Consider the following 6,373-nt stretch of genomic DNA (forward strand, 5'->3'; position numbering starts at 1 on the left):
CTACCGGTAATGCACGCGCCGTTCCAGGAAGCGGAACTGCGCGATGGTGAGACCGATGACGAGCAGCATCAGCACGATGGACTGGGCGGCGGCGCCGGAATAGTCGAGGCCTTTGAAGCCATCGAAATAGATCTTGTAGACCATCAGCTCGGTGGCGCGGGCCGGCCCGCCCGAGGTCATGATGTCGACGATGCCGAAACTGTCCTGGAAACTGTCGGTGATGTTGATCACCAGGAGGAAGAACAGGGTTGGCGTCAGTAGCGGGATCTGGATGTCGAAGGCGCGGCGCAGCCAGCCGGCGCCGTCCATGGCTGCCGCCTCGATCTGCGAGCGGGGGATGGCCTGCAGGGCCGCGAGCGTGAAGATGAAATTGTAGCCGACGAATTTCCAGGAAAAGGCGAAGATCACGGCGGCCATGGCGTCATAGCCGTTGATGGTAGGGTTCCAGATGCCGGGCCAGATCTGGTTGACGAAGGCGATCAGGCCGGCATCCGAGCCCAGCATGAAGCGGAAGGCGAGGCCGAGCGCCGGTGCCGAAATGGCATAGGGCCACACGAACATGGTGCGGTAGATGCGGTGGCCCGAGAGCTGGCGGTCGACCAGCAGCGCCAGGCCCAGGGCCGAGCCCATGGCAAGTCCGGTCGAGATCGCGGCGAAGACCAGGCTACGGACGACCGATTGCCAGTAGACAGGGTCGGAGAATAGGGCCGCAAAGTTCGAGAACCCCACCCAGTCATTGCCGCCGCCCCACGGCCTTTGCAAGGTGAAGGCCCAGTAGAGCGCCTGGCTCGCGGGCCAGTAGAAGAAGGTGAAGATCAGGAAGAGCTGCGGCAGGATGAAGGCGATGCCGAGCCATTTGTTCGTGAAGATTGCGCGCTTTTCCATGCATCCGCCCTGGAGTGGGGTTGGTGTGCCGGTCTTCAGACCGGCATCTTGCAACCTTCGGGAAGGTCGAAGGCATGCCGGTCTGAAGACCGGCACACCGAATTGGGTCCCGCTTACTGACAAAGGCCGGAGCTTGAGCCCCGGCCTCCTGTCGTTGTGGCTTTGCAGCCGAAGATCAAGGCAGCTGCTTGCCCTTGTAGGTGGCTTCGAAGCGGCGGAGAATAGTGTTGCCGCGGCTGGCGGCGTCGTCGAGCGCCTGCTGTGCGGCAGCCTGGTTGGAGAAGACCGCCTGCAGGGCGTTGGCGACTTCGGCGCGGATCTGCGGCATGCCGCCGAGGCGCAGGCCACGGGTGATCGGCGTCGGATCCGAGGCGGTCAGCGAGGCGATGGCGACTTCGCGGCCCTTATAGGGCGCCTTGTCGTAGAATCCGTTTTTGGTCATGAAGTCGAAGCCCGACTTGGTGACCGGGATGTAGCCGGTGTTGGAGGACCACCACAGGGCCTGCTCGGGCTGGGCGACGAAGTTCAGGAAGGCGGCGGCAGCCTTGTATTCCGCCGGGGACTTGCCTTGCAGCACCCAGAGCGAGGCGCCGCCGACCAGCGAGTTCTTGCGGTTGGTGCCGGCATAGACGGGGAGTTCCGCCACGGACCAGTGCATATCGGGGGAAGCGGTGCGGGTGATGGTGCCGTGGTCGCCCACCGAGGTCAGGGTCATCTGGCAGTGGCCGGCAGCGAAAGCGGTGATGTAGTCCTCGCCAGCCTGCTTCGACTTCAGCTTGACCAGACCCTGGTCGTACCACTTCTTCAGGTCGGTGACGTACTGGACGAACTTGCCTTTGTTGAAGACGAGCTCGGCGTTGAGGCCGTCATAGCCGTTATTCTCAGTGGCGACCGGCTGGTTGTGGATGGCGGAGAACTGCTCCATCAGCTGCCAGACCTCGTCGGCGCTGATGTCGATGCCGAGCGGGCAGTCATAGCCGGCCTTCTTGAGGGCGTTCATGTCGTCGGCGACTTCTTCCCAGGTCTTGGGAGCGGCGTCCTTGCCGATTTTCTTGAAGGCGTCCTGGTTCCAATAGAGCAGAGCGGTCGAGGAGTTGAAGGGCATCGAGTACATGTCACCCTTGGAGGTGGCATAGTAGGAGCGGATACCGGGAAAGTAGTTGTTCCAGTCAATATTGTAGCCGTTGTCGGCCATCAGCTTGTTTACCGGGTAATAGGCGCCGGAGAGCAAGAGGTCGAGCGTGCCGATGTCGAAGACCTGCACGATGGTCGGCTGCTTGTTGGCGCGGAAGGCGGCGATGGTGTTCTGAAGAGCGTTCGCATAGCCGTTCTGGCTGGTGCAGACGACTTCGTAATCGGCCTGGGAGTCGTTGAAGTGCTGGCAGACGTCCTGCACGCGCTTGGCGATGTCGCCGGAATTGCCGAACCAGAAATCGACCTTCGTCTTGTCGGCCAAGGCGCCGCTGACGCTCGCCGCCAGCATCATCGCGCCGCCGGCGACGCTGACGAGGTTTCGCAGATTCGCTAGTTTGCCAAATATAGACATCGCTCTTCCTCTCGAGGGCAGCACGAAGGTGCCGCGATCAGGTCGACGCTCCTAGAGATACTCCATGACACTTTATAAACAATGCCCCGAAAAAGTCTCAGTTTGCTCAGCTTTTCCAAAGCGCTTCAGAAAGCGGGAATTAGCCGGCAAATTTCAACGGAGAATGGACGGGACCGATGAATTTTCCTCTCTTTCCGGGGGTGACGCAGCGAAAGGTCATCCTCTCACTCGATGCACCGTAAGGCAAGCTTGGCACAACTACCGGATGTGATCGTTGTGGCAAAACCGCGACATTGCTGGCAGGGCCATTCAGGCCTCTCACCGCCTTGCGCCAACGGCATGGCAGGCACGCCGATCCGGCCGATGTCCTTCACATCGAGGTGAGGATGTTGCACTGCACGATAGCTTTCCTATATTCGATGGACATCGAACTATGAGGCTGCAGCGCCGTGCCCCCGGCTGACGACAGAGGGCAAGGCTTGTGATTTCAGTCGACCACCACTTGATAAGGTTTATTGACGATGCCGACTTTGCTTGATCCGCTCCGCGTTGGAGCGCTTGACCTGCCCAACCGCGTCATCATGGCTCCGCTCACGCGTACCCGCGCCGGCGAAGGCCGCGTGCCCAACGCCCTGATGCGCGACTATTATGCGCAGCGCGCTTCCGCGGGCCTGATCCTCACCGAGGCGACCTCGGTCACTCCGATGGGCGTCGGCTATCCCGATACGCCCGGCATCTGGTCGGCGGCGCAGGTTGCGGGCTGGAAGGAGATCACCAAGGCGGTGCATGCCGCCGGCGGCCGCATCGCCCTGCAGCTTTGGCATGTCGGCCGCATTTCCGATCCCATCTATCTCGACGGCGCCCTGCCTGTCGCACCCAGTGCCATCGCGCCGAGGGGACATGTCAGCCTTGTCAGGCCCGAGAAGGCCTATGTGACGCCCCGCGCCCTCGAGGCCAGTGAGATCCCCGCCATCGTCGAGGCCTATCGCCAGGGCGCCCTCAACGCCAAGGAAGCCGGCTTCGACGCCGTCGAGATCCACGGCGCCAATGGCTATCTGCTCGACCAGTTCCTGCAGGATTCCACCAACAAGCGCGAGGATGCCTATGGCGGCTCGGTCGAGAACCGCGCCCGCCTGATGCTCGAAGTCACCGATGCGGTGATCTCGGTGTGGGGCGCCGACCGCGTCGGCATGCACTTGGCTCCCCGTGGCGATGCCCACTCCATGGGCGACAGCGATGCGCCGGCCTTGTTCGGCCATGTCGCCAAGGAATTGAACGCCCGCGGCGTCGCCTTCATCTGCGCCCGTGAATATCTCGACGGTACCAGCCTCGCCCCGAAGATCCGCGAGAATTTCAAGGGCGTCTTCATCGCCAATGAGAAGCACACGCCCGAGAGCGCCGAGACGCTGGTGGAGCAGGGCGGCGCCGATGCCGTGGCCTTCGGCAAGCTCTTCATCGCCAATCCCGACCTGCCGGTCCGCATCGCCGCCAGGGCGCCGCTGAACGCCTGGAACGCCGCGACGTTCTACGCCAAGGGCGCCGAGGGCTATACGGATTATCCCGCGCTGGAGACGGAGCCGGCTTAACTTCCTGGGAGCGCGGACGTCCCGTCCGCTCTTGGAACCGCCGCGTTTCGGGGAGAAGAAAGGGCGGACAAGATGTCCGCGCACCCGGGACCTTGCCATGCGCGCCGCGCCCGCTGGAAGAGCGCATTGGCCGGCAGCGCGGACGTCCACATGACACTCAAGAGAGTGTCGGACGATCCGCTCTTGGAAATGGTGGAAATGCAAGAAAGGGCGCCGGCCATGATGGCGGCGCCCTTTTCTTTGAACGCGGCGGTTCAAGAGGCGGAAAAGATGTCCGCACTCCCGGTCACTTCGCCTTCTTCACGTCCTTGATGTCGGCGAATACGATGGCCGGCGCGCGTTCGCCCTGGTAGCGCAGGTCGAAGGCCGATTTCGCCATGAACACCGGATCGCCGTCGAGGTCGTCGGCGATCGAGAAAGTGTGCGAGGAGACGAAGCTGTCGAGTTCCTGCCGCGTCGGCGCCGAGATCCAGCGTGCCAGCGCGAATTCGGAGGGTTCGAAGCGGATCTCCAGGCCATATTCGGCATCGAGGCGGTTCTGCAAGACGTCGAGCTGCAGGGCGCCGACCACGCCCACCAGGGCCGGGGAGCCGTCGCGCGGGCGGAAGGATTGCACCACGCCTTCCTCGGCGAGATCCTGCAGCGCATCCCTCAGCTTCTTGGCCTTCATGGCGTCGGGCAGGCGCACGCGGCGCAGAATTTCAGGCGCGAAGCTCGGCACGCCCAGGAAAGCGATGTCCTCGCGCTCGGTCAGCGTGTCGCCGATGCGCAGCGCGCCGTGATTGGGGATGCCGACGACATCGCCGGCATAGGCTTCCTCGGCCAGCGCACGGTCCTGCGCGAAGAAGAATTGCGGTGCGTTGAGGCTCATCGACTTGCCGGTGCGCACCTGCTTCACCTTCATGCCGCGCGTCAGCTTGCCCGAGCACAGGCGCACGAAGGCGATGCGGTCGCGGTGGTTGGGATCCATGTTGGCCTGGATCTTGAAGACGAAGGCCGAGAGATTGTCCTCTGTGGCCTGGACCATGCGAGTGGCGGCCTCCTGGTCGCGCGGCTGGGGGGCGTAGTCGCCGAGGCCCTGCAGGAGGTCGCCCACGCCGAAATTCTTGATGGCCGAGCCAAAGAACACCGGCGTCATATGGCCTTCGCGGAAGGCCTTGAGGTCGAAGGCGCCGCAGGCTTCCTGCACCAGGGCAATCTCTTCCGAAGCGGCTTCCGCATCGATGGAAGGCACCGCCTTGGCCAGCGCCGCGGTATCGCCGGCCGTCACCGGGATCGGTGCGACATCCTTGTCGAGCAGGCGGACATGGCTGGCGGCAAGATCGTAGGTGCCGGCGAAATCGCGTCCGCGGCCGAGCGGCCAGGTCATCGGCACGGTGGAGAGGGCGAGCGTCTTCTCGATCTCGTCGAGCAGCTCGAAGGGGTCGCGTCCCTCGCGGTCCATCTTGTTGATGAAGGTGACGATCGGAATGTCGCGTAGACGGCAGACCTCGAACAGCTTCCTCGTGCGCGCTTCGATGCCTTTGGCGGCGTCGATCACCATCACGGCCGAATCGACCGCCGTGAGCGTGCGGTAGGTGTCTTCAGAGAAGTCCTCGTGGCCGGGCGTATCGAGCAGGTTGAAGACGAGGCCCTCATATTCGAAGGTCATCACCGAGGTGACCACGGAAATGCCGCGCTCGCGCTCGATCGACATCCAGTCCGAGCGGGTATTGCGCTTTTCCGCCTTGGCCTTGACCTGGCCGGCGAGCTGGATGGCGCCGCCGAACAGCAGCAGCTTTTCGGTGAGCGTGGTCTTGCCGGCGTCCGGGTGGGAGATGATGGCAAAGGTGCGCCGCCGCTCGACTTCACGCTCGAGCGGGGTGAGGTTGGAAGTATGCGACAGATCGTTCAAGGCGAAACCGTTCAAAAAAAGCACGAGGGCCAAAAAGCCCTCAGCTCTGGGAAATCCGGGATTGGGCGCGCTTTTGGCACGAAACGGCGCGCGCGTCACCCAGGGATTTGGGGTGGGGCTTGTGGATGGAAAGGGCCAAATGAAAATTTCTGACATTTCCCTGTTGCAATCCAGCCGAGCCTTTGGCATAGAGCGGCCTCGCTGATGCGCATGCATCGGCGGCCCACGGATGCGGGTGTAGCTCAGGGGTAGAGCACAACCTTGCCAAGGTTGGGGTCGAGGGTTCGAATCCCTTCGCCCGCTCCATTTTTCCTTCGGGAAATCAATAACTTAAGAGGCCTCCTTCGGGAGGCTTTTTGTTTCACCGGCCCTCGCAATGAACGCGGGGAAGCAGGGGGAAGCACGGTAAGCGCTGTTGCGATCCCACCTTTCGGATTTGAGTGTGAAGCAGGATGTTTGAAG

General features: G+C 62.8%; 4 protein-coding genes and 1 tRNA gene. 2 read left to right on the top strand and 3 right to left on the bottom strand.

Going from position 1 to position 6,373, the window contains the following annotated elements:
• Window positions 1-885, bottom strand: coding sequence for a carbohydrate ABC transporter permease (locus QQL24_RS34415; protein WP_284316836.1), 885 nt, complete (start codon window positions 883-885; stop codon window positions 1-3).
• Between the two features lie 175 nt (window positions 886-1,060).
• Entirely contained in the window at window positions 1,061-2,431 is a 1,371-nt protein-coding gene (locus tag QQL24_RS34420; protein WP_284316837.1) for an extracellular solute-binding protein, read from the bottom strand.
• Between the two features lie 521 nt (window positions 2,432-2,952).
• Here QQL24_RS34420 and QQL24_RS34425 point away from each other — a divergent pair.
• The gene (locus tag QQL24_RS34425; protein WP_284316838.1) at window positions 2,953-4,017 is read left to right on the top strand and encodes an alkene reductase; all 1,065 of its coding nucleotides are present in this window, start codon (window positions 2,953-2,955) and stop codon (window positions 4,015-4,017) included.
• Between the two features lie 286 nt (window positions 4,018-4,303).
• Here QQL24_RS34425 and QQL24_RS34430 read toward each other — a convergent pair whose 3' ends face one another.
• A complete protein-coding gene (locus QQL24_RS34430) occupies window positions 4,304-5,911 on the bottom strand; it encodes a peptide chain release factor 3 (protein WP_284316839.1) in 1,608 nt (535 codons plus the stop codon).
• 231 nt (window positions 5,912-6,142) lie between these two features.
• Between QQL24_RS34430 and QQL24_RS34435 the strand changes: the two genes are divergently transcribed.
• Window positions 6,143-6,217: transfer RNA gene (locus tag QQL24_RS34435), tRNA-Gly, on the top strand.
• Window positions 6,218-6,373: the final 156 nt, after the last annotated feature.

The organism is Labrys miyagiensis, from assembly GCF_030160835.1.
GTDB classification, from domain to species: Bacteria; Pseudomonadota; Alphaproteobacteria; order Rhizobiales; family Labraceae; genus Labrys; species Labrys miyagiensis.

Bases quoted from the DNA above. Each gene is read 5' to 3' on its own strand.
- QQL24_RS34415 (WP_284316836.1), bottom strand. From the start codon at position 885: ATGGAAAAGCGCGCAATCTTCACGAACAAATGGCTCGGCATCGCCTTC.
- QQL24_RS34420 (WP_284316837.1), bottom strand. From the start codon at position 2,431: ATGTCTATATTTGGCAAACTAGCGAATCTGCGAAACCTCGTCAGCGTC.
- QQL24_RS34425 (WP_284316838.1), top strand. From the start codon at position 2,953: ATGCCGACTTTGCTTGATCCGCTCCGCGTTGGAGCGCTTGACCTGCCC.